Raw genomic sequence first — 1612 nt, forward strand, 5'->3', positions numbered from 1 at the left:
CTTTATTGCCAGCGCCATCAAAAACTGCACCCGCGATTGAGGTCAATCAAGGAGGAGGTTGAATAACTTATTAATAGCTTGCACTGTTCGCAACCTGACACGTAACAAAATTTATCTAACTCGGCAAGATAAATGACCAGGTCTGACCGACCTGGTCGGGCCACGCTGATCGTACTCTGTGGAGATAGGCGTATATGAAATAATTCGCAATGTGATTTGTATAAAATTTGGCAGTAGGTCTTAGATTGCCTGGCTGGTCTAATCGGCGTCATCTATTTCGCACAGGGCCAACGTCGCAGTCCTTGGGAATGAACTACGCTTCAGAAAAGCCGCAGATCGAAGACGCATTGCAGAAGGTCGTTACGGCCGAATGCAGGGTGGTAAGGGAATGGCCATTCTTCGGCATCCGAGACCCACATCACCATCGTCAAGGTGCGCTCAGTGAGAACCAAACAGCTCCAGATTGCCGCTCTCTCACTCACGGTTCTCCTTGGTGGATGTGCAACACCCAACACCCCCTACGAACCCAGTCAGGCCTTGCCTGCAAACGGTTCGGCGTTCGGTCGATCTATCCAGACCCAGGTTGCTCCACATCACGGTCAATCGGGGTTCCGCCTATTCCCGGAGAGTGCCGAAGCTTTTGCCGCCCGCGCGGAGCTGATTCGTAGTGCTCAGAGCAGCATTGATTTGCAGTACTACATCGTCCACGACGGTATCAGTACTCGGATACTGCTGAGCGAGTTGCTCCGCGCGGCCGACCGTGAAGTGCGCGTCAGGATTTTGCTCGATGACACCACCAGCGACGACCTCGAGCAAACCCTCGCGACACTGACGACGCATCCGCATATACAGATCCGGGTATTCAACCCTCTTCATTTGGGCCGCAGTACCGTCGTGACACGCACGATGGGCCGGCTCTTCAACCTTTCCCGGCAACACCGGCGAATGCACAACAAATTGTGGGTGGTGGACAACTGTGTGGCCATCGTCGGTGGGCGCAATCTGGGGGACGAGTATTTCGATGCGGAGCCCAACAGAAATTTTACTGACGTTGACATGCTCAGTGTCGGCCCGGTCGCGGAACAGTTGGGACATAGTTTTGACGAGTACTGGAACAGTGTCCTCAGCAAGCCCATCGAGCAGTTCATATCGTTCAAGCCGACCAGCAGAGATCTGAAAGATCTTCGGACTCGGCTGGTTGCGTCCCTAGAGGAAACTCGCACCCAGAATCATGCGCTCTACCGGCAATTGATGAGCTATACCACCCAGCCACGCCTGAATGACTGGCGCAGGGAGTTGATCTGGGCCTGGAACAAAGCGATGTGGGATGCACCGAGCAAGGTATTGGCAAGTGGTGAACCTGCTCCGCACTTGCTTCTGGCCACCCAGTTGGCACCCGAGCTCAACGGGGTCAACAAGGAGCTAATCTTGGTGTCGGCCTATATGGTACCTGGCCATCCGGGAGTGGTGTACCTGACCCGTCGAGCCGACGCCGGCGTGTCGATCAGCTTGCTGACCAACTCTCTGGAGGCCACCGACGTACCGGCTTCGCACGGTGCTTACGCGCCCTATCGCAAGACCTTGCTTCAGCATGGTGTGAAGCTGTTCGAGT

1 protein-coding gene is annotated in these 1612 nt (G+C 55.0%); it reads left to right on the forward strand.

Annotation, left to right across the window (positions count from 1 at the left end; genetic code table 11):
• Positions 1–441 precede the first annotated feature (441 nt).
• A partial coding sequence (locus tag HP546_RS30020) for a phospholipase D-like domain-containing protein (protein ID WP_172233439.1) occupies positions 442–1612 on the forward strand: 1171 nt, incomplete at its 3' end.

Source organism: Pseudomonas sp. CM25 (assembly GCF_013179705.1).
Lineage (GTDB): Bacteria > Pseudomonadota > Gammaproteobacteria > Pseudomonadales > Pseudomonadaceae > Aquipseudomonas.